19 protein-coding genes are annotated in these 21,082 nt (G+C 68.4%); 12 read left to right on the top strand and 7 right to left on the bottom strand.

Going from position 1 to position 21,082, the window contains the following annotated elements; genetic code table 11:
- Positions 1 to 44: 44 nt before the first annotated feature.
- The 10 genes from CDV49_RS11615 to CDV49_RS11570 all read left to right on the top strand — a co-directional run bounded on the left by CDV49_RS11615 (position 45) and on the right by CDV49_RS11570 (position 11,265).
- Positions 45 to 1,145, top strand: coding sequence for an ABC transporter substrate-binding protein (locus CDV49_RS11615; protein ID WP_179209183.1), 1,101 nt, complete (start codon positions 45 to 47; stop codon positions 1,143 to 1,145).
- A gap of 19 nt (positions 1,146 to 1,164) precedes the next feature.
- Positions 1,165 to 2,208: a FecCD family ABC transporter permease gene (locus CDV49_RS11610; protein WP_088215611.1), complete on the top strand. Its 1,044-nt coding sequence runs from the start codon at positions 1,165 to 1,167 to the stop codon at positions 2,206 to 2,208.
- On the top strand, positions 2,205 to 2,975 hold the full coding sequence (locus tag CDV49_RS11605; protein WP_088215610.1) for an ABC transporter ATP-binding protein: 771 nt from the start codon (positions 2,205 to 2,207) through the stop codon (positions 2,973 to 2,975). Before CDV49_RS11610 ends, CDV49_RS11605 begins: the two co-directional genes overlap by 4 nt.
- The gene (locus CDV49_RS11600) at positions 2,968 to 3,993 is read left to right on the top strand and encodes a siderophore-interacting protein (protein WP_143413160.1); all 1,026 of its coding nucleotides are present in this window, start codon (positions 2,968 to 2,970) and stop codon (positions 3,991 to 3,993) included. Before CDV49_RS11605 ends, CDV49_RS11600 begins: the two co-directional genes overlap by 8 nt.
- A gap of 1,105 nt (positions 3,994 to 5,098) precedes the next feature.
- Positions 5,099 to 5,311: a TOBE domain-containing protein gene (locus tag CDV49_RS11595; RefSeq protein ID WP_088215608.1), complete on the top strand. Its 213-nt coding sequence runs from the start codon at positions 5,099 to 5,101 to the stop codon at positions 5,309 to 5,311.
- A 131-nt stretch (positions 5,312 to 5,442) separates the two neighbouring features.
- On the top strand, positions 5,443 to 6,885 hold the full coding sequence (locus CDV49_RS11590) for an NAD-dependent succinate-semialdehyde dehydrogenase (protein WP_088215607.1): 1,443 nt from the start codon (positions 5,443 to 5,445) through the stop codon (positions 6,883 to 6,885).
- 51 nt (positions 6,886 to 6,936) lie between these two features.
- Positions 6,937 to 8,091 (top strand): iron-containing alcohol dehydrogenase, encoded by a 1,155-nt coding sequence (locus tag CDV49_RS11585; RefSeq protein WP_088215606.1) that lies wholly within the window; start codon positions 6,937 to 6,939, stop codon positions 8,089 to 8,091.
- A complete protein-coding gene (locus CDV49_RS11580) occupies positions 8,091 to 9,545 on the top strand; it encodes a flavin-containing monooxygenase (RefSeq protein ID WP_088215605.1) in 1,455 nt (484 codons plus the stop codon). The genes CDV49_RS11585 and CDV49_RS11580 overlap by 1 nt, the downstream gene beginning before the upstream one ends.
- 2 nt (positions 9,546 to 9,547) lie before the next feature.
- Complete coding sequence (locus CDV49_RS11575; RefSeq protein ID WP_088215604.1) at positions 9,548 to 10,507, top strand: alpha/beta hydrolase; 960 nt, start codon at positions 9,548 to 9,550, stop codon at positions 10,505 to 10,507.
- Positions 10,504 to 11,265 (top strand): IclR family transcriptional regulator, encoded by a 762-nt coding sequence (locus tag CDV49_RS11570; RefSeq protein ID WP_088215603.1) that lies wholly within the window; start codon positions 10,504 to 10,506, stop codon positions 11,263 to 11,265. Before CDV49_RS11575 ends, CDV49_RS11570 begins: the two co-directional genes overlap by 4 nt.
- A gap of 586 nt (positions 11,266 to 11,851) precedes the next feature.
- On the opposite strand, the gene CDV49_RS11565 is transcribed toward CDV49_RS11570, so the two are convergent.
- Both CDV49_RS11565 and CDV49_RS11560 read right to left on the bottom strand, forming a co-directional pair.
- A complete protein-coding gene (locus tag CDV49_RS11565; protein WP_088215602.1) occupies positions 11,852 to 12,892 on the bottom strand; it encodes a helix-turn-helix domain-containing protein in 1,041 nt (346 codons plus the stop codon).
- Positions 12,893 to 12,978: 86 nt separating this feature from the next.
- Positions 12,979 to 13,488, bottom strand: coding sequence for a hypothetical protein (locus CDV49_RS11560; RefSeq protein ID WP_088215601.1), 510 nt, complete (start codon positions 13,486 to 13,488; stop codon positions 12,979 to 12,981).
- A gap of 93 nt (positions 13,489 to 13,581) precedes the next feature.
- Between CDV49_RS11560 and CDV49_RS11555 the strand changes: the two genes are divergently transcribed.
- On the top strand, positions 13,582 to 14,505 hold the full coding sequence (locus CDV49_RS11555; RefSeq protein WP_088215600.1) for a LysR family transcriptional regulator: 924 nt from the start codon (positions 13,582 to 13,584) through the stop codon (positions 14,503 to 14,505).
- Here the strand turns inward: CDV49_RS11555 and CDV49_RS11550 are convergent.
- The 4 genes from CDV49_RS11550 to CDV49_RS11535 are packed head-to-tail and all read right to left on the bottom strand — an operon-like array spanning position 14,484 to position 17,993.
- Entirely contained in the window at positions 14,484 to 15,110 is a 627-nt protein-coding gene (locus CDV49_RS11550) for a nucleoside/nucleotide kinase family protein (RefSeq protein ID WP_088215599.1), read from the bottom strand. The genes CDV49_RS11555 and CDV49_RS11550 overlap by 22 nt on opposite strands.
- The gene (locus tag CDV49_RS11545; protein ID WP_088215598.1) at positions 15,107 to 15,886 is read right to left on the bottom strand and encodes an ATP-binding cassette domain-containing protein; all 780 of its coding nucleotides are present in this window, start codon (positions 15,884 to 15,886) and stop codon (positions 15,107 to 15,109) included. The genes CDV49_RS11550 and CDV49_RS11545 overlap by 4 nt, the downstream gene beginning before the upstream one ends.
- The gene (locus CDV49_RS11540) at positions 15,883 to 16,953 is read right to left on the bottom strand and encodes an ABC transporter permease (RefSeq protein ID WP_088215597.1); all 1,071 of its coding nucleotides are present in this window, start codon (positions 16,951 to 16,953) and stop codon (positions 15,883 to 15,885) included. Before CDV49_RS11540 ends, CDV49_RS11545 begins: the two co-directional genes overlap by 4 nt.
- A 59-nt stretch (positions 16,954 to 17,012) precedes the next feature.
- Positions 17,013 to 17,993 carry a sugar ABC transporter substrate-binding protein gene (locus CDV49_RS11535; protein ID WP_256947316.1) on the bottom strand — a complete coding sequence of 327 codons (981 nt, stop codon included), beginning with the start codon at positions 17,991 to 17,993 and terminating at the stop codon, positions 17,013 to 17,015.
- 249 nt (positions 17,994 to 18,242) lie between these two features.
- Here CDV49_RS11535 and CDV49_RS11530 point away from each other — a divergent pair, with 249 nt between their 5' ends.
- On the top strand, positions 18,243 to 19,469 hold the full coding sequence (locus CDV49_RS11530; protein ID WP_373447800.1) for an ROK family transcriptional regulator: 1,227 nt from the start codon (positions 18,243 to 18,245) through the stop codon (positions 19,467 to 19,469).
- A gap of 21 nt (positions 19,470 to 19,490) precedes the next feature.
- On the opposite strand, the gene CDV49_RS11525 is transcribed toward CDV49_RS11530, so the two are convergent.
- On the bottom strand, positions 19,491 to 20,885 hold the full coding sequence (locus CDV49_RS11525) for a nucleobase:cation symporter-2 family protein (RefSeq protein ID WP_088215594.1): 1,395 nt from the start codon (positions 20,883 to 20,885) through the stop codon (positions 19,491 to 19,493).
- Positions 20,886 to 21,082: the final 197 nt, after the last annotated feature.

Below are 21,082 nucleotides of genomic sequence, written 5' to 3'. Positions count from 1 at the left end.
GCCGGTCATGGGTGGCGCGGGGGATGGCGGCAGGAACGACGGCCATGACAACCGCCCGTGCCGGGATATGGGCGGCGGTCTGCCTGATGGCCCTGATGCCGTTGCCCGGCGGCGCGGAGGTGGCCATCACGGACGACGCCGGACGGCAGGTGACGCTGGCCCACCCGGCACAAAGGATCGTGCTGACCGACGGGATGGGGTTCATCGCGCTCGCGCTGATCGACCCCGATCCGGCCGCACGTCTGGCGGGCTGGAACGCGGCGCGGCTCGATGCGGGCGCGCGGGCGGAGATGGAGGCGGCGCTCCCTGCCCTCGCGGCGGTGCCGGATATCGGCGATCCGGCGGCGGGCGGTTCGGTGGAGGGGCTGATCGCGCTTTCCCCCGATCTGGTGGTGCTGGACCCGTTCTACAACCGCTCTCCCACGACGATCCGGGTGCTGGAGTCCGCGGGCATTTCCGTAGCCGTGCTGGCGCTCACCCCCACCATCCGGGCGGAGGAGCCGCATGCCGGCCTCCTCCGGCTGGGTCAGCTCATCGGGCGGGAGGAGCAGGCGCGCGCCTATGCCGCCTTTGCCGACGCGCGGATCGCCCGGATCAGCGCGCGGCTGGCGGACCTGCCCGAAAGCAACCGCCCCCCCGTGCTGCTGGAAGCCCATGCCGGGCGCGGAAGCTGCTGCCTGTCCCCCGGCAAGGGCGAGGGCATCGGGGATTTCGTCGATTTCGCGGGGGGTGAGAACATCGGGGCCGAGGTCATCCCCGGCATGGCGGGGCCTCTGTCGGCGGAATATGTCATCGCCCGCGCGCCGCAGGTCTATATCGCCACGGGCGGCAGCTACCTGGCGGCGACGGGGGGGCTGGTCGTCGGGCCGGGCGCGGATGCGGAGACGGCGCGGCAGGGGCTGCGCGCCGCCGCCTCCCGCACCGGGATCGCGGAGACGCCCGCCTTTGCCACGCAGCGGCTGCACGGCATCTGGCACGGGCTGACCATCTCCGCCATCAACATGGTCGCCATCGAGGCGCTGGCCCGCTGGATTCACCCCGAGTTGTTCCCCGACCTTGACCCCGCCGCCACTCTGGCCGAGATCAACGCGCGCTTCCTTGCCGCCCCGCTCACCGGGGCGCTGTGGATCGACGCGGCGGAGTGAGAACGGAACGGGCAGACCCATGACGGCGACGACAGATATCCGGCTTTCCCGCCACCGCGCGGCAGAACGGCGGCGCACCGGGTTTCTGGCCGTGCTGGCAGTGGCGGTGGCGGGGGCCTTCGTGCTGGACCTCTGCACCGGCCCTGCGGGGTTGAGCATCAGTGACCTCTGGCGTGCGCTCAGCGGGGATACCACGCTCTCCCCCGCGACCATGACCATCGTGTGGAAGCTTCGCCTGCCCGTCGCCGTGCTGGCGCTCTTGGTGGGCGCGGGACTCGCGCTGGCGGGGGCGGAGATGCAGACGGTGCTGGACAATCCGCTCGCCAGCCCCTTCACGCTGGGCGTATCGGCCGCGGCCGGCTTCGGCGCGGCGCTGGCGATCGTGTTCGGGCTGGCCCTGCCGGGGCTCCCGCCCGACCTTGCCGTCGCGGGCAATGCCTTCGTCGCCGCCGCCCTGTCCATCGCACTGCTGCAACTGCTGGTGCGGGGGAGAGAGGGAAATGCGGCGCTGCTGGTGCTGTTCGGCATCGCGCTGGTCTTCACCTTCAACGCGCTTCTGGCGCTGGTGCAGTTCGTGGCCCCGGCAGAGGCGCTGAAGCAGTTCGCGCTCTGGGGCATGGGCGATCTGGCGCAGGCCGATGGCCGCCGGGTGGCGCTGATGGCGGGGGCGCTGGCCATCGCCGTGCCGTTCTCCCTTGCCGCGTCCTCCCGGCTCACCGTGCTGCGCCTCGGGGCGGAGCGGGCGGCGAGCCTCGGTGTCGATCCCGGGCGGCTGCGGTTCATGGCGCTCCTCCGCATCAGTCTTCTGGCGGCGGCGGCGGTGGCCACGGCGGGCACCATCGGCTTCGTGGGTCTCGTCGCCCCGCATCTCGCGCGGCTGACGGTGGGCGAGGATCACCGCCATTTCCTGCCCGCGAGCCTGCTGATCGGGGCGCTGCTCGTCTCTCTCGCCTCCGCCGCAGCCAAGACGCTGATCCCCGGCGTGCTGTTGCCGGTGGGGATCGTCACCTCGCTGATCGGGCTGCCGGTGTTCTTCGTCCTGATCGCGCGGGTGGCGCGATGAGCTTTGCCGTCCGCCATCTGACGTCAGGCTATCCCGGTCGTCCGGTGCTGCACGATCTGTCCCTCTCCGAGACGGCGGGCGGCGGCATCACCGCATTGCTGGGGCCGAACGGGGCGGGGAAATCCACCGCGCTCCGCGCCATCGCCGGGCTTCTGCCCGCGCGGGGAGAGGTCCGGCTCGACGGCGTGGACCTGCTGGCCCTTTCGCCGCGCGACCGGGCGCGCAAAGTGGCTTTCGTGCCGCAGATGCTGCCCTCCGGCGTGGGGCTGACCGTGCTGGAAGCCTCCGTCGCTGCGATCCGCGCGGCCCGTCCGGGCCTGTCGCGTGACCGCGCGGCGGAAGCGGCGCTCACCGCGCTCGACCGGTTGGGGGCGGGGGGGCTGGCGCTCGACCGGCTGGACAGGCTCTCGGGCGGGCAGCGACAAATGGCGGGCCTTGCCCCCGCGCTGGCCGGAGACGCGCCGCTCCTCCTGCTGGACGAGCCGACGAGCATGCTCGACATCGCCCATCAGCACCGCGTCATGCAGCTTCTGGCCGAGATCGCGCGGGACGGGCGGCGGATCGTCGTCGTGCTGCATGACATCCCGCTTGCCGCCGCATGGGCGGAGCGTGTGGCGGTGCTGGAAAGCGGACGACTGGCCGCCGAGGGCGCGACGGAGACCGTCCTGACCCCCGACATCTTCGCCCGCGTCTGGGGCGTGGAGGCGGAACTGGACCGGGGCGCCCTGCACATCCGGCGACTGATTGGAGAGCATGACCATGCCTGAGATGACCACCACCGCCTGCGTCACCACCCCGGAGGCCCCTGCCCTCGCCCGGCTGATCGCGGAGCATCTGGGCGGCCATGGCGCACGGGTGGAGACGGCGGAAGGGGTCTGGCGCATCGACTTCGGCCTCCGCCGCGCCACCGTCACCGTGGCGGCGGACGTGCTCAGGATGGAGGCATGGGGGGCGGATGCCTCCCTCGCCCATGAGATGCGGCTCGACCTTGGCGAACATCTGGCGGAGTTCGGCGGCCCGAAGGTGGACTGGGGCCTCCCCGCGACGACGGTGCCGCCCAACTTCCGGCAGATGGAGATCGTGGGGATCGAGGACATCACCCCCGCGATGCGCCGCCTCCGCCTGTCCGGGCCGGACCTGCTGCGCTTCGCCGACCTGTCGGCGCTGCACTGCAAGCTGCTGCTGCCGCCGGCGGATGAAGCCCCCGTCTGGCCCCATTTCGATGCCGAGGGGCGGTTCACCTTCGGCAACGGGGTCGTGCGCAAATATACCATCCGCCGTATCGACCCGGCGGCAGGGTGGATGGAGATCGACTTCGTTCTGCATGACGACGCCGGTCCCGGTTCGGCCTTTGCCGCCGCGGCGCGGGTGGGGGAGCGGCTGGCGCTGGTCGGCCCCGGCGGCGGTGGCATCCCGCGGGAAGGCCACGTGCTGCTTGCGGGAGATGAGACCGCGCTGCCCGCCATCGCCCGCGCGCTGGAGGAAGCCGCCCCGGACATGCATGGCCACGCCGTCATCGAAGTGTCGGATGCGGCGGAGCGGCAGACCCTCCGTCACCCCGGCGGGGTGGAGCTGCACTGGGTTCTCCGCGACGGCCCGCCCGGCGCAGCTTTGGTGGCAGCGCTGAAAATACTGTCCGTCCCGCCGGAAACCTATGTCTGGGCCGGGCTGGAATTCGCCGCCTTCCGCACGCTCCGCAGCCATCTCCGCACCGTTCTGAACCATCCGCGCGAGACACATTTCGTCACCGCCTACTGGCGGAAGGGCGCGGCGGGAGCGTCTTGATCCCGGGAAAGCGGGTCCGGAAGCGGGAGGGATTAGCCGCTTCCGCCGCTACGCTTCGTGCCCTGCGCCCACGGCGGATTGACGGCGCGAGCAAGAGCCAAAGTGTTGCCATCCTGCAGCGGTCTCCTTGGTTGCAGCGGCCGCCTTGGTTGCACCCCAGCCCCGTTTGCACCGCAGCCTCCAGTCCCGGCGCTCCGCTCATCAACAGGCTGCAAAAAAGCACTCCGAGGGCACCCGGGAGGCTTTTCCACATCCTGAACCGCGCCCCGGAAGCCGCAGTTTCGGCGCATGCCCGAACCGGTTTTCCGGCATCCGACGCAAGGGCGGGTCAATGTCCGGCTTTTCAGCAGCCCGGGCCCCGGTTCGCTTTCATCAGCCTGCGCCTCATGGCCTGTGGTGCAGGGTACACGCCCGCCCTGAGCTACCGGCGCTCCGGTTGGAGATGCCTCCCCATGGTATGATGACGAACCGGATCGATGGCCATGGCGAGCAGGCTTTCGCCCACCGTTGCAAGAGGAAGGGCATCGCGGCTTCGGGATGGCGCAGGAACCGCGCATCGGCCGGAATGGCAAGGGTCAGCCGCTCCCTCCCAATGGAACGCCACGGGTCGCGTACATAGCCATCGCGGTTCAGACGATCACCGGAACAACACGTCCTTGCTGCAGGCCAATGCGTTGATGTCGGGAGCTTTCCTCCATCCGCTGTCAGGCGGCAACATGTCCGCCGAAGGAAGCGGCCTGCCCTCCTGCGACGTAGATCGGGCGTGGATCGGGCGGGTCACACCGGCCGCACGAAGCAGGGTCGGGCCGCGTGGTCGGACCGCGCAACAGACCGTGGCCAGCACCGCCGCATGGACAATGATGTCGATCAGGTCGATGCGGGCGGGAGCCTCCCGCCTATAAGGATGCGTTGCGGAAATGTTGCCGCGCGATACCCATGCCTCGCGGCTGGAGACGGCGTCCGGCCCTTCGAGCCAGCCCGCTTCACCGCACCGCTGCGCCCCGTTTCCCAAGGGTGTTCCCGTCAACGGCCACGGCGTTTCTCTTGACGGCCGGGGGCGCGAAACAGGATCATCGGTTATGGCAAATGCCGAGAGGAGGAACGAATGAAACTCAGTGCGCGCAATGTTCTCAAGGGCAAGGTGGTTGACATCGTCAAGGGCGCGGTGACCAGCCATGTGCGGATCGACATCGGTGGCGGCAGCGTCATCACCGCCTCCATCACCAATGAAGCGGTTGCGGAACTCGGCCTGACGGTGGGGAGCGCCGCTGCCGCTGTCGTCAAGGCGTCCGACGTGATGGTCGGGGTGGACGACTGACCCTTCTTCCGGCGGCGTGAGGCGGAGCCCGGGGGATCATCCCCCCGCGGTTTTCCGGGTTGACATATGCCGCCGTCCCCGGCAGATTTCTGAACATAGTTCAATATACTGAACATCCGGGGGAGCACGCCATGAAACTCAACAATTCCGCCCTGCTGAAATCCGCCGCTTATGTCGATGGCGCGTGGGTGGAGGGGCGGTCGGGCGAATGGCTCGACGTCACCAACCCGGCGACCGGCGCTGTCGTCGGTCGGGTTCCGCGTCTGGGCGAGGCGGAGACGGAGGAGGCGATCGCAGCCGCCGACCGCGCCTTCGGCCCGTGGTCGAAACACGCCGCCAAGGACCGCAGCCAGATCCTCCGCAAATGGTTCGACCTCATCATCGCGAATGCGGATGATCTCGCGCTCATCCTGACATCGGAACAGGGCAAGCCGCTTGCGGAGGCCAAGGGCGAAATCGTCTATGCCGCCTCCTTCATCGAGTGGTTCGCGGAGGAGGCCAAGCGCGTCTATGGCGACACGATCCCCGCCCCGCAGGCCGACAAGCGCATCACCGTCATCCGTCAGCCCATCGGCGTTACCGCCGCCATCACGCCGTGGAACTTCCCCGCCGCGATGATCACGCGCAAGGTCGGCCCCGCGCTCGCCGCCGGTTGCACGATGATCGTGCGCCCCGCCGACCTCACGCCGCTCACCGCGCTGGCGCTTGCCGTTCTGGCGGAGGAGGCAGGCATCCCGAAGGGCGTGCTTCAGGTCATCACCGGCAAGAGCAGCGTGATCGGCAAGGTCTTGACGGGATCGGAGACGGTGCGGAAGCTCTCCTTCACCGGCTCGACCGAAGTGGGGCGCACGCTGATGGCGCAATGCGCGCCGACGATCAAGAAACTGTCGCTGGAGCTTGGCGGCAACGCGCCGCTCATCGTCTTTGACGATGCCGATCTCGATCAGGCGGTGGAGGGGACCATCGCCTCCAAATACCGCAATGCCGGGCAGACCTGCGTCTGCGCCAACCGCATCCTCGTCCAGCGCGGCGTGTATGAGGAGTTCGCCCGGCGGCTGGTGGCGAAGGTGGAGAAGATGAAGGTCGGCCCCGGCACGGAGGAGGGCGTCGTCCTCGGCCCGCTGATCGAACCTGCCGCCATCGAAAAGGTGGAGGAGCATCTCGCCGATGCGCGGGCGAAGGGCGGCAAGGTCGTCACCGGGGGCGAACGTCTGGGCGGGCTGTTCATCTCTCCCGCCGTGGTCACCGGCGTGACGCCGGAGATGGTCGTCGCGCGGGAGGAGACCTTTGGCCCCGTCGCGCCGCTTTTCCCGTTCGACACGGAGGAGGAGGCGATCCGCATGGCCAATGACACGATCTTCGGCCTCGCCTCCTATTTCTTCACGAAGGATTTCGCCCGCTCGATCCGGGTGGCGGAGGCGCTGGACTACGGCATCGTCGGGCACAACACCGGCCTCATCTCCAACGAGGTCGCTCCCTTCGGCGGGGTGAAGCAGTCCGGTCTCGGCCGGGAAGGATCGAAGTTCGGCATCGAGGAATATGTCGAGATGAAATACATCTGCTCGGCCGTCTGAGCGCCGGGGAGCGGGCGGGCCGTGGCCCGCCTCAGGATTGCGGAGGGGACAATGACACCATTCACGTTCAACACACCCGGTTCGATGCTGGTCGAGTGGGGCGCCGCCGCCCGGCTGGGGGAGATCCTCGCGGGCTGGTTCCCGGCGCGGAGCGCCTTCATCGTGACCGACAAGGGGCTCCATCAGGCGGGCGTGCTTGCCCCCGCGCTCGCCTCGCTGGAGGCAGCGGGTTTCACCGTCACCGTCTTTGACGACGTTGTGGCCGATCCGCCGGAGGCGGTCCTGCTGACCTGCGTGGAAAAGGCCCGCGCGGCGGGAAGCGACGTGGTGATCGGTCTGGGCGGCGGCTCGTCCATGGATATCGCCAAGCTCGCCGCCGTGCTCGTCACGTCCGACCAGCCGCTGAAGGAGCTTTACGGCATCGGCAAGGTGACGGGCGGGCGTCTGCCGCTCGTCCAAATCCCGACGACCGCCGGAACCGGCTCGGAGGTGACGAACATCACCATCCTGACGACCGGCGAGACGACGAAGATGGGCGTCGTGGCCGATCAGCTCTACGCCGACAAGGTGATCCTCGACGCGGAGCTGACCGTGGGTCTGCCGCCGCTCCACACGGCGGCGACCGGGATCGACGCGATGGTCCACGCGATCGAAGCCTATACCAGCCGCCACAAGAAGAACCCCGTGTCGGACGTGCTGGCGCGGGCGGCGCTGAAGCTGCTGTCGGACAACCTCGTCGCCGCCTGTCAGGACGGCGCCAACCGCGAGGCGCGGGAGGCGATGCTGCTCGGCGCAAACCTTGCCGGACAGGCGTTTGCCAATGCGCCCGTGGCGGCGGTCCATGCGCTGGCCTATCCGCTGGGCGGGCATTACCACATCCCCCACGGGCTTTCGAATGCGCTGATGCTGGGGCCGGTGCTGCGCTTCAACGCCACCGCAGCCGCGCCTCTCTATGCGGAACTGGCCGATGCGCTGCTGCCCCCTTCTGAGGAGGGGACACAGGCCCGCGCCACGGCTTTCGTCGATCACATGCTGACGCTGATGGACCGCTCCGGCGCGCCCCGGCAACTGCGCGCCGTGAAGGTGACGGAGGAAAGCCTGCCCATGCTCGCCTCCGACGCGATGTTGCAGCAGCGCCTGCTCATCAACAATCCGGTGGAGGTGACGGAGGCCGATGCGCTCCGCCTGTATCAGGAGGCGTTCTGATGGCGGGGGCCACGCATGTCCGCACCCTGATCCTCGGCGCGGGCTTCGGCGGGCTCGGCATGGGCGCGCAGCTGGTCCGCGCGGGGGATGAGGATTTCGTCATCCTCGAACGCGCGGGGGACATCGGCGGCGTATGGCGCGAAAACGCCTATCCGGGTGCCGCCTGCGATACGGAGGCCCATCTCTACTGCTACTCCTTCTTTCCGCATCTCCGCGTGAGCCGGATGTATGCCGGGCGGGAGGAGCTGCTGGGCTACATGGGACGGCTCGGGGAGGAATACGGCCTGCGCGACCATATCCGCTTCGACAGCGAGATCCTCAGCGCCGAGTGGGACGGTGCGGCGCGGCTATGGCGCTTTGCCGTGCGGGGCGGCGCGCGCTACACGGCGGAGGTGTTCGTCACCGCCTGGGGGCAGCTCAACAAACCCGCGATTCCGGCGTTCGAGGGGCTGGAAAGCTTCCGGGGCGAGACGTTCCATTCCGCGGAGTGGGACGGGAGCGTGCCGCTCGCGGGCAGGCGTGTGGCCTCCGTCGGCAATGCCGCCTCGGCTGTGCAATACGTGCCGGAGATCGCGCCGGAAGTCGGCCAGCTGACGGTGTTCCAACGCACCGCCAACTGGATCATGCCGCGCAACCAGATCGTGTTCGACCCTGCGCAGCTTGACGCCTATGAGGCTGATCCCGCGCTGTTCGACGCCTCCCGCGCGCATCTCCATGCCTTCCGCGAGAACGGCTTCTCGCGCACGCAGGTGGGATCGGAAGCGCAGGCGGAGGGCATCCGCCTCGCCCGGGAGCATCTGGAGAAGCAGGTGCCGGACCCGGATCTCCGCGCGAAACTGACGCCGGATTACGAGTTCGGCTGCAAGCGGATCCTGCGGTCGGACGACTTCTTCCCCGCGCTCTGCCGGGAGAACGTGGCGCTGGAAACCCGCCGCATCGCGCGCTTCATCGAAGACGGCATCGAGACGGCGGACGGGACGGTTCTTCCCTTCGACGTGGTCATCTTCGGCACGGGTTTCGCCAGTCAGGCGTTTCACGGCGACCTGATCGTCAAGGGGGAGGATGGCGCGAGCCTGTCCGACGTCTGGGCGGACGGGGCGGAGGCCTATCTCGGCATGACGGTGCCGGGTTTTCCGAACATGTTCATGATCTATGGGCCGAACACCAACCTGAACCACAATTCGATCATCACCATGCTGGAGATCCAGCAGGATTACGTGCTCCGCGCCATCAGGGAGACGGAGGCCCGCGGGGCCGCGGCCGCCGTCCATGCGGAGGTGTTCGACAGGTTCAACGAAAGGATGCAGGCCGATATGGCAAGCTCCGCCTTCTCCTCCGGCTGTTCGAGCTGGTACAAGAACGCCGCCGGAAAGGTCATCAACAACTGGTCCGGCACGGTGGACCAATATCGTCGCGCCGCGGAGTGGAACGCGGACGACTACGCGTGGAGATGACGATGGACGCCTCCGAAGCGCTGCTGCCGCTGGCCGATGTGGCGGAGGATCAGCGCCCGCTAATCCGGGCCTTCCGCGAGGCGGGGGAGATCTCCTTCCAGACCGTTCCGCTGGCGGAAGCGCGCGCGAATTACGACCTGACCGGCGCGGCGAACGGCCTGCAGACGGAACCGCTGGCAACGGTGCGCGACCATAGCATCGAAGTGCCGGGCGACACGCCGGGGGGGCGCATCGCGATCCGGGAGTATCGCCCTTCGGCGGGCCGGTTGCCTGCTATCCTGTTCCTGCATGGCGGCGGCTGGGTTATCGGCGGGCTGGCCTCTCACGACCCGCTCTGCCGGTTTCTGGCGCAAGCGTCCGGGGCGGCCGTGTTCGCCGTGGATTACCGCCTTGCGCCCGAACACCCTTTTCCCACGCCGCTTGAGGATGCCGAGGCCGGCCTTCGCTGGCTCCGCGATCAGGCCGAGACGCTGGATATCGACGCGGGGCGCATCGCGCTGGCAGGGGACAGCGCGGGCGGCAACCTTGCCGCGGTGCTGGCGAATACCTCCGCGACGGAGCCTGCCGCGGTCGTGCTGCTGTATCCCGTGACGGACCTGCGCGGCGCCACCTGGGGACGGTTGACGCGGGGGGTGCCGCTCTCCGTCCGGTCGATGGAATGGTTCCGCGGCCACTACGCCGGGGAGGCGGATCTGTCCGACCCCCGCCTGTCGCCGCTGCTGGCGGCCGATCCCTCCCGTGCGCCGCATTTCATCGTGACCTGCGGCCATGATCCGCTGGCGGAGGAGGGCGTGGCCTATGCCGGACGGCTGGCGCTCCACGGCGCGGAGGTTGAGCATCACCACCTGCCCCGCCATGCGCACGGCCTGTTCACCGCCGCGGGAAAGGTCGCGACCGGGCGGCGGCTGGCAGAGGCGGCTGGCATTTTCCTTGCCGACCGGCTTGGCGGAGGGGCGGGATGACGGCGGCGGAACCACGCCTCGTTCCCGCGGTGGAGCGGGCGCAGGCCATTCTGGACTATGTCTCCGAAGCCCCCGAACCGCCCGCGCAGGCAGAGATCGGCCGCGCCCTCGCCCTGCCGAAAAGCTCCCTCCATGGCCTGCTCGCCACGCTCACCGCGCTTGGCCTGCTGAACGAGGAGCGGGGGCGCTACACGATCGGGGCGCATGTGCTGAAATGGGCGGGCGCGGCGCTTGACCAAAGCGACATGGCGCAGGAGTTCAACCGGCTGATCGGCGCGATCCCCGCCCTTGAGCGGCACACGATCACCTTGAGCAGTCTGATCGGGGCCGAGGTGGTCTATACCTCCTGCCGGAACTCCACCGCGCCGCTCGGCGTCACCTTCCGCATGGGTATGCGGCTGCCCGCCGTCTTTACCGCCACGGGCAAGGCGATGCTGGCATATCTAACACCCGAAACCCGCGCCACGCTGACCGCTGATTTTCCGCCGCCCCTCACGCCCGCCAGCGTGCGGGATCGTGCCGGGCTGGACGCGGAGATCGCCCGCGTGCGGCAGGACGGCTTTTCCGTGGACAACGGTCAGGTGCGCGCCGGCATGACCTGCATCGGCGCCGCTGTGCTGAACCGCGCGGGCCTGCCGGTTGCCGGTGTAGCCCTCTCCATGACCACGGAGGAGGCAACCCCCCCTGCGATCGCGGAGGCCGGGGAAGCAATCGCCGATCTTGCCACGCGCCTTTCCCGCTTCACCGCGCTCGCCTAGCCGGCTGCCGGAGACGCTTCTGGCAGCCGGCTGAAAAAGCGGTCCGGGGTTGCCCTGCGGCGGAGACGTCCTCCAGCGCTGGAGAACACCCGGAAACCGCAGGTTTTGGCTCTTGGGGGACCGACTTCCCATCTTTCGACGTAAGCCGGGCAGTCAGGTCTGCGTTGGGGCAAAATTGGCCCGATCCGACGCAATCCAGCCGGAAACCTGTACGTTTCGGGTCATCCCGGGGCCGACGTCCCTATTTCCGGAGCGGGGCATGACGTTGCGGAGCTTTCACAGGCTGCGGAAAAGTCCTGACGCTTCATGCCTATGTGCCGGAAATCGGAAAATCGGCTCGGAAACGTCCGGAAGCCTATGGATTTCCGGCTGGCTTTGGTCAGATTGCGAACGATTTCCGCTCCAACACAGGCCAAAAAGCCTTTTTCAGCAGTCTGCCAGGAAGCGGCTCCCTCTGCCTGCACAGCCCTGATTTCGGTTCGGCATTGCGGTGCCTACGGTCAGGGGCTTACGTCGTCCGGTGGATATCACGGCAACCCGGTAACGAAGCAGCGCAGGCTCTGCCGACCCGAACGGCCGGGCAGGATCACCCCTGATCCGCCAGCGCCCAGACACGGAAACGGGCGTGCCCCGTCACTTCGCGCACAAGTCCCCGCTGCGCGAAAGTGTCGATGTTCCGCTGTGCCGCCGCGCGGGAGGACCCCGTTTCCCGCTCGGCCAGAGGAACGGAAACCATGGGATGGCGCAGGAAGGTGTCCAGCAGGCGCGGGGGAGTGCGGCCCGACAGATCGTGGATCGCCCCCGTCGCCCGCTCCTGCCAGGCCATCAGCCGGTCGAGCGTGAGGAGCCCCACCAGCACCGACTGATGCGCGGCCTCCACCCAGCGGGCGAGCCTCCGCTCCACCGACCCGTTCGCCACCAGCGCCGACGGACCCGCCAGTGCGAGCGGCAGGAAGGCCAACGACGCGCCCTGACCCTCCGCCGCGATCCGCGCGCCGATCACCGCCGCCTCCGCACGCCGCAGCGGCCACGGGCGTTCGTCCAACCCCTGCCACAGATGATAGGCCGCACATCCCCTGACCACCGGATGGAGGGCGGCGATGGCCGCAAGCTCCGCCTCCACCTCCTCCGGCAGCGTATCGAGGCGCGGGTCCGGTCCGAGGTGCTCCGTCACCCCCCGCGCGGACGGGGCGGAGAGACGCCGCGCCGCCCATGCGGTGCGGGCCAGAGCCTCTGCCGTGTCGCCCGGAGCGCCGACGCGGAACGCGCGCCAGAGCGCCAACCGGTCCGCCCCCACCCTGTCGCCGGTGCCCCAGCCGAGCGCCAGCGCCTCCGCCGCCGCGAGCCGCTCCCGTGCGCCGTCGCCCATGTGGCGCGCGCGTTCGTCCAGCCGCCCCCGGTCATAGGTCAGGGTCGCGAGATCGTAGGAAAGCGCGGCCTGCGCCGCCTCCCACAGTGCAGGCTCCACCGCGCTCCGCGCCGGTCTGCGCTGCCATGGGGGGAGAGCGGGATCCTCCTCCGGGTCGGGGGGGAGAAACCACAGGTCATCCTCCCGCGGCGGCCCGTCATAGGGGCCGGGGGGAGGCTGTTCCTCCTCATCGGGCGGGTATCGGCGGTTAGCGCTCATCGCGCCACTCTTGGCGGTTTTGGCGTCGGGCTCAAGGAGAACCGACGGAGATCAGGGGGGGATCCGGTGGGAGATCAGGGGGCGGATCAGGCGGCCAGCGGCAGGAACCGGTGGATCCTCCCCTCCCCCCGCAGGGCGAAGTCATGCTCCGCGATGACGGGCAGCGACAGTCCCCGGCCGGCCAGCGCCTCCCGCGTCAGGGCAAGCGCGGCCTGCTCCCGCGCGGGCAGGATCAGCGCGTCCAGCCCGGGAAGCAGCGTCGCGGGCAGTTCTGCGGCAGGAGACTCCGCCGTAAGCGAGGCCGCGGGCAGGAGGCCCATCAGCGGGATGCCCGCCTCCCGCAGCGGCGCGACTTCTGCCGGCGCGGCGTCGGCCCGCACGGCGGCAAAGGCGGGGATACCCCAGATCGTCTGGATGGCGCGCACCGTATCCACCGTCTGGGCTGTATCGGCTGCGGCGACGGCGATGAATTCCGGCTCCTCCGCCAGAATCCCCCGGATCGCCCGCCAAAGGCGGAAGCTGCGCCCCAGACCCGCGACCGGCATCACACGATAGGACACCCTCGTTCCGGCGGTGAGGCTCATATCCAGCGGCATGGCGGGTCTCCTTTTCTGCTCACCCCTCCATAGCCGTGTGGAAACATGAGCGGAAATGGTATAACTTCATGTATTCATGAACGGAGATCATGTATGCTCGACCGCCAACACCTGATGATCCTGCGTGAGGTCGATCGTCTCGGCAGCCTCACGGCGGCGGCGGAACGGCTGAATGTCACCCAGTCCGCGCTGTCCCATACCATGCGGAAGTTCGAGGAACGGTATGATGTCGCGGTGTGGCTGCGCGAGGGGCGCGCCCTGCGGCTGACGCAGGCGGGGGAATATCTGCTGGCGCTGGCGCAGCGGGTGTTGCCGCAGCTCGACCATGCCGAAGCCGTGCTCGCCGACTACGCCTCCGGCCAGCGCGGCGCGCTCCGCGTGGGAATGGAGTGCCACCCCTGCCAGCAGTGGCTCATGCGGGTCGTCTCCCCCTATCTGGCCGCATGGCCGGATGTGGATCTGGAGATCCGCACGGCGTTCCGCTTCGGCGGTCTGGGCGCGCTCTTGGGTCATGAGATCGACCTCATCATCACCCCCGACCCCATGGAGCGGCCCGAGATCGCCTATGCGCCGGTCTTTGACTACGAGCTGGTGCTGGCGGTGCCCGAGGATCACCCGATCGGGGCCGTTGCCCTGCCCGGCGATCTGGCGGGCGAGGTGCTCATCACCTATCCCGTGCCGCCCGAGCGGCTGGACGTATTCACCCGCTTTCTCGCCCCCGCCCATGTCAGCCCCGCCCGTCACCGGACGGTGGAGACGACGGACATGATGCTGCAACTCGTCGCCGCAGGCCGGGGGGTGAGCGCGGTGCCGGACTGGCTGCTGAGGGAGGAGGGCCGCGGCCTGCCGATCCGCGCGGCCCGGATCGGGGCGGAGGGATTGCCGAAGTCCATCCATGTAGGCGTGCGCGTAGGAGAGGAGGCAACCGACTACATCGCCGGTTTCGTCAGGATCGCGCGCGCCACGGCCCTGACCGCCCCAGCGGGGGCCGGCGGTCAGTCTCCCGCCGCGACCTGATCGGAAAACCGCACCTCGGCAGGGGTCGAGCGGCCAAGCACCAGCCGCGCATTGGTCATGTCGTTGCCAAGTGCCCTGGCCCGCGCCGCCGGTTCGGGAAGGCCGTGCTCCAGCCAGCGGCGGATCAGCCTGCGCTCCAACTCCTGCTCCGGCACGTCGAGCAAAACCGTCAGGTGGAGAAGCGGCGCGACGCCGCGCCACGCGCCCTCGGGCAGGAGCAGGTAATTGCCCTCCACCACCAGCAGCCGGTGTCGTCTCTCCACGATATCGGCACCGGCACGGGCAAGGTCGGCGGCGCGATCAAACACGGGGATGGCCGCCTCCTCGCCCGCACGAAGCCGCGTCAGGAGCGCCACGAAACCGCCAGCGTCGAAGGTCTCCGGCGCGCCCTTGCGATCCATCAGGCCCCGGGCGGCCAGCACGGCATTGTCGTAATGGAACCCGTCCATCGGGATCAGCCGCGCCTCCGGTCCCAGTTCGGCGACCAGCCGGGCGGCGAGGGTGGATTTGCCCGCACCCGGCGGCCCGGCGATCCCCGTGAGGAAACGCGCGCCGTCAGACGCGCGCGCGCGGATCAGCGCGGCGAGGTCCGCGACCTCTCTCATGCCGCCTGCGCCGCGCCTTCCGGCACCTTGGCGCCGGTCATGAAGGCCACGGCATCCGACATGGAGTGATCGCCCGGCCGGATCACGCAGAGCCTGCGCCCCAGACGGTGGATATGGATGCGGTCCGCCACCTCGAACACATGCGGCATGTTGTGGCTGATGAGGATCACCGGCAGCCCCCGCGAGCGCACGTCGCTGATGAGGTCGAGCACGCGGCGGCTCTCTTTCACGCCGAGCGCGGCCGTCGGCTCGTCGAGGATCACCACCTTGGAGCCGAAGGCCGCCGCCCGCGCCACCGCCACGCCCTGCCGCTGCCCGCCCGAGAGGGTCTCCACCGGCTGGGTGATGTTCTGGATGGTCATGAGCCCCAGCTCGCTCAGCTTCTCGCGGGCGAAGGCTTCCATCCGGGGGCGGTCCAGTTGCCGGAACACCTTGCCGGCAAGGCCGGGTTTCCGCCACTCCCGCCCCATGAACATGTTGTCGGCGATGGAAAGCGCCGGGCTCATGGCGAGGGTCTGATAGACCGTCTCGATCCCCGCCCCCCGGGCCTCGATCGGGGAGCGGAAGGAGACGGCGCGGCCCTCCAGCGTGATCTCCCCGTCATCGGGGCGGATCGCGCCGGAGAGCGCCTTGATGAGCGAGGATTTCCCCGCCCCGTTGTCCCCGATCACCGCAAGGATCTCCCCCGGCATCAGGTCGAAGTCGCAATTGTCGAGCGCCGTGACACGGCCGTAGCGTTTCACCAGCCCACGCGCCTTGAGCAGAGGTTCGGTCATACGGAAACCTTTCTGATCCACTGGTCCACCGCCACGGCGCAGATGATGAGCACGCCGATCAGGAAGAAGGTCCATTGCGGGTCGGTGCCGACAAGGCGCAGGCCCATCTCGAAGACGCCGACGATCATCGCGCCGAAGAACATGCCGACGATGGATCCCCGCCCGCCAAAGAGCGAGATCCCCCCGATGACGACGGCGGTGATCGACTGGATATTGCCAAGCTGCCCGGTGGACGCCGTGGGAGAGACGGAGCCGAAGCGCCCGATCATCACCCAGCCAGCCACCGCGCAGAAGAAACCGGCCAGCGCATAGACCTGCATCAGCCGCCGCTTCGTCGGCACGCCCGCCAGTTCCGCCGCCACGGGGTCGTCACCCGTCGCATAGACGTGCCGCCCCCAGGCCGTGTGGCGGAGCACCCAGGCCATCACCGCAACCAGCGCCACCATGAGGAATACCGCGTAGAGCACCTTGACGCCCCCCGGCTGGATCGAATTGCCCCAGAACTGGAGCATGGGCGCCTGTTCGGCGATATCGGAGGACCGGATCGTCTCGTTCTTGGAGAAGATGAAGTTGGAGGCCAGCAGGATCTGCCATGTCCCCAGTGTCGCGATGAAGGGCGGCAGGCGCAGCCGCGCCACCAGCCAGCCGTTCAGCAGACCCATCGCCGTGCCGAGCATCAGCCCCAGCGCGATGGCCGCGGGTGCCGGTATGCCGTAGCGGAAGGTGAACTGCCCCATCAGCACGGAGGAGAACACCGCGATGGCACCGACCGAAAGGTCGATCCCCGCCGTCAGCACGATCAGCGCCTGCGCGATGCCCAGAATTCCCACGATGGAAATCTGCTGCAGGATGGTGGACAGCGTTGTTGCCGTGAGGAAATTCGGTGAGAGCAGCCCGAAGGCGATGATGGAGGCCACAAGCACGATCAGCGGCACCGCCGATGGCGTATGGTGCAGCCATTGCTGAAGCTTCTTCAGCGTGGTCCTGTTGTCCTGAAATTCCGCGACCCCGCCGGAGGCACCCTTCAGGCCCTCCTCGAAGCCGCCGACGATCTTGGCATCCGCCATTGGGTTTCTCCCTCACACGTGGGGGGAGGGCGGCCGGGGCCGCCCAGTCCGTCCTGCGCCTAGCCCCAGCAGAGGCTGGTGGCCTTGGTGCTGTCGATGGAGTCCAGCCCGGAGACCGGGTGGTCGGTGACCAGAGCCACGCCGGTGTCGAAGAAGTCCTTGCCGGGCGTAGGCGCGGGTTTCGTGCCATCGGCGGCGAATTTCGCGATCGCCTCCACGCCGAGCGCGGCCATCATCAGCGGATATTGCTGCGATGTCGCCCCGATCACCCCGGCCTTGACGTTGGAAACCCCCGGACAGCCGCCATCAACGGAGACGATGAGCACGTCCTTGTCCCGGCCCGCAGCCTTCAGCGCCTCATAGGCGCCGGCAGCGGCGGGTTCGTTGATCGTATAGACCATGTTGATCTGCGGATCCTTGGTCAGCAGGGCCTCCATCGCGTTCAGCCCACCCTCCTCGTTGCCGCTCGTCACCTCGTTTCCGACGATACGCGGGTCGGTCTCATCCCCCCAGCGGTGCGGATCGGCAAGGTCAATACCGAAGCCCGACAGGAACCCCTGATCGCGCAGCACATCCACCGACGGCTGGGAGATACCGAGGTCGAGCATCGCGATCTTCGCGCTCGCAGCCTTGTCGCCCATCGTGGCCTTTGCCCATTGGCCGATAAGCTCGCCCGCCTTGAAGTTGTCGGTGGCGAATGTGGCATCCGCCGCGTCAGGCGGGTCCAGCGGGGTATCGAGCGCGATCACGAGGATCCCGGCCTGCCGGGCCTGGTCGAGCACATCGACGATGGCCTTGGTGTCCGAGGCGGTGATCATGATCCCCTTGGCGCCGCCCGCGATACAGGCCTCCACCGCGGCGACCTGACCTTCGTGGTCCCCGTCGATCTTGCCGGCATAGGTCTTGAGGTTGACGCCCAGTTCCTTTGCCTTGGCGACGGCCCCCTCCTTCATCTTCACGAAGAACGGATTGGTGTCCGTCTTGGTGACAAGACAGGCGGTGGGCGGATCTGCCGCCAGCGCCGGCGTGGCGGCGATCATGATGGCCGATGCCGCCCAAAGAGCGCGTCGTCCCGTTGTCCTGCGTCGTGCAATCCTGCCGTTCATGGTTTCCTCCCGTATTCCCGCGTCTCGCCGCGGGCCCCCTCCGGTTCAGGGAGAGAAATCCGAATCGCCCCCTTGCGTCAAGATAAATAAATCACTCTGATTTAATATTGCCTCCCACCGCCTTCGATGGCAGATTGCTACCACCGGAGCAGGGCGCCCCATCCGGCCAAGCGGGAGGACAGGGTGGCAAAGGCGGAGATCTTGCCTGAAAGGGCACCCCCCGAAGGGGTCGGGCTGCGCGGCTCGAACCAATCCGCAATGCGTGCACACAACGAACGGCTGGTGCTGTCGCTGCTGCGCCGGAACAGCGGCGTGGCGAAATCCGATATCGCGCGGGCGACCGGTCTGTCGGCCCAGACCGTCTCCGTCATCATGCGCGCGCTGGAGGAGGAGGGACTGATCCAGCGCGGCACACCGCAGCGCGGGCGGATCGGGCAACCCTCCGTGCCGATGTCGCTGGCGGCGGACGGGGCGTTCTTCCTCGGGCTGAAGATCGGGCGGCGTTCGGCGGACCTGCTGCTCACCGATTTCCTCGGCCGCATCCGGGGCAAGCGGCGGCAGGTCTATCCCTACCCCACGCCTGACGCGGTCTTGGCCTTTGTGGAGCGGGAGCAGGAGGGGTTGTTGGCGGAGCTTCCCGCGCCGCTGCGCAGCCGGGTCGGCGGGCTGGGGCTGGCCATGCCCTTTCAGCTCTGGGAATGGAGCCGCCACATCGACGCGCCGCCGGAGATGATGGAGCCGTGGCGAAACACCGACATGCAGGCGGCGCTGGCCGCTCTCACCGGCCTGCCGGTGCATCTTCAGAACGACGCGACCGCCGCCTGCGGGGCGGAACTCGTGTTCGGGACGGGAGAGAAGCCGCGCGACTTTCTCTACTTCTACTTCGGTTACTTCATCGGCGGCGGGCTGGTCCTGAACGGGCGTCTGTTCACCGGGCGGGGCGGCAATGCGGCGGGCGTGGCGACCATGCCGGTTCCCGGACCGGACGGGCGGATGGTGCGGCTGCTGGAAGTCGCCTCCACCTCCAGCCTCGCCCGCGCGATGGAGACGGCGGGCCAGTCGTCGGATCAACTCTGGACCAGCCCCGACCACTGGGACGTGGATCCGGCGGTTCTTTCGCGCTGGATCGGCGGTGCGGCCGCGGGACTGGCCTCTGCCACGCTCTCGGCCTGCGCCCTGCTGGAGCTGGAGGCAGTGCTGGTGGATGGCTGGATGCCCGCGCGGATACGCGCGGAGGTGGTGTCGCATACGGAGACGGCGCTCCGCGGCATGGACCTTTCCGGGATCACGCCGCCGCAGATACAGGCGGGCACGGTCGGCCCGGACGCGCGTGCCCTGGGTGCCGCCGCCGCGCCCCTGGCGCAGCGGTATCTTGTCGATCCTGAGGCCACGCTGGGCGACGCGGCCTAGGTATCAGCAGTGCTCCGGGCGTCAGCAGTGCTCCGCGCTGGCCGCGGCGCCCGCCGTCTCCCGCTCGACCGAGGTTTCGGACCGCATCCCGTTGAAGAACAGATTCAGCACGACGGAGATGATCGCCGCAAGCAGGATGCCTGATTCCAGCAGCGGATGCAGATCATGCGGAAGCGACTGGAAAAATCCCGGTGCGACGATGGGGATCATCCCGAAGCCCACGGACACGGCAACGATGAAAAGGTCGTTCGGGCGGGTGCGGAAATCCACGGTGGAGAGGATGCGCACCCCGGTTACCGCCACCATGCCGAACATCACGATCCCCGCGCCGCCCAGCACCACCTGCGGCACCGATTCCACCAGTGCCGCCATCTTGGGCAGCAGCCCGAGACAGATCATGATCGCGCCGCCCGCCACCGTCACCCAGCGGGAGCGGATGCCGGTCACCCCGACAAGCCCCACGTTCTGCGAGAATGACGTGTAGGGAAAAGTGTTGAACACACCGCCGATCAGCGTGCCGAGACCATCTGCCCGCAGCCCCCGTGTCAGCGCACTCTTGCTCACCTTCCGCTCCGTCATCTCGCCAAGCGCGAGGAACATGCCGAGCGATTCGATCAGCGTCACGATCATGACGATGCACATCGTCAGGATGGGGATGAGGTGAAAGGTCGGCATCCCAAAGTGGAAGGGCAGCACGATATCCACCCAATGCGCCTGCGCCACCTTGTCGAAATGCATCAGGCCAAGCACCGAGGCCATCACGCAGCCGGCCACGATACCCAGCAGAACCGCGATGTTGCGCAGGAAGCCCGTCGTCCAGCGCAGCAGCGCCAGGATGACCAGCAGGACGAACCCCGCGATCATCAGCCCCTGCGGCTGCGCATAGGCGGGGTTGGGAAACTGCCCCGGCACCCCGTCGACGACCCTGGTCAGCGTCGGCACCCCGCCGCCCGCCCAGTTGATCCCGACCCGCATGAGCGAGATGCCGATGACCAGGATGATCGTCCCCGTCACCACCGGCGGAAACAGCGGCAGCAACCGCGAGATGAAGGGTGCGATGGCGATGCCGAACAACCCCGCCGCGATGACCGAACCGAAGATCCCGGTCAGCCCGACATCGGTCGTGCCCGCGATGGACAGGATCGGCCCGACGGAGGCGAAGGTCACGCCCATCATCACCGGCATCCTGATGCCGAAACCGGGAATCCCCCAGGACTGGATGATCGTGGCGATGCCGCAGGCGAACAGGTCGGCGCTGATGAGGAAGGCGACCTCCTGCGGCGACAGGTTCAGCGCGCGACCGACGATCAGCGGCACGGCGACCGCGCCTGCATACATCACGAGCACATGCTGCAACGCGAGCGGCATGAGCTGCCCGCTCGGCGGACATGCGTCGATGGGATCGATCTTGGTCATCGTTTCTGGAACTCCCCCCTGCTCCCGGTCGGACGCCGGGCGTCCTGCGATTATGACGGTTGCAGGGTCGGGGGATATGTATTCATTTCGTGAAGGTGCTTCTTGGCGACGCGAAATTTCGGGAAGCCTGGAAAACGGGCATGGCTTGCCATGCGTTATGGTGCGGCGTGAACGATGCCCGCTTCGCTGCCGCTCCG

The organism is Haematobacter genomosp. 1, assembly GCF_002196855.1.
Lineage (GTDB): Bacteria > Pseudomonadota > Alphaproteobacteria > Rhodobacterales > Rhodobacteraceae > Haematobacter.
This window is presented reverse-complemented; position numbering and strand designations above follow the sequence as displayed.